Origin of the sequence: Dietzia massiliensis (assembly GCF_018390595.1) — a bacterium.
GTDB lineage: Bacteria > Actinomycetota > Actinomycetes > Mycobacteriales > Mycobacteriaceae > Dietzia > Dietzia massiliensis.
On the sequence record NZ_JAHBAV010000329.1, the window covers coordinates 1 to 346 of the forward strand.

1 protein-coding gene is annotated in these 346 nt (G+C 57.8%); it reads right to left on the reverse strand.

Annotation, left to right across the window (positions count from 1 at the left end; all coding sequences use genetic code 11):
• Positions 1-307 (reverse strand): hypothetical protein (locus tag KHA85_RS17430; RefSeq protein ID WP_213186746.1); only part of this gene is annotated, 307 nt, incomplete at its 3' end.
• Positions 308-346 lie beyond the last annotated feature (39 nt).

A 346-nucleotide genomic window follows, 5' to 3' on the forward strand; every position in this document is an offset into this window, starting at 1 on the left:
GTTCTAGCCCCTGCACGGTTTCTCTTAGACGCTGCGCCTGCTGACTCCTGCCAAGGTGCGCCCTTAAACGCATGCCTTGGTTATCCTCGAGAGCACGCGTCCTTTTCTGGAAAGCCTTTAAGGTGCTCGTCGTAGTACCTTCGGGTAGGCGTTGCCAGGAACCGTCGCCGTCCTGATAGGCGGCCCACGCCACATCGCTCAGCTCTACGCGAAGCGTGTTCGGAGGCTGCGCGGCATTGTCGGGTGTACCGCAGCCTGCAAGGATGAGCGACAGAAGGAAAAGGATGCCAGCTACGCGCAGGGTCATGAGTTATCTTCTCCGGGTTAATTTTGTCGAGTTTAGCAC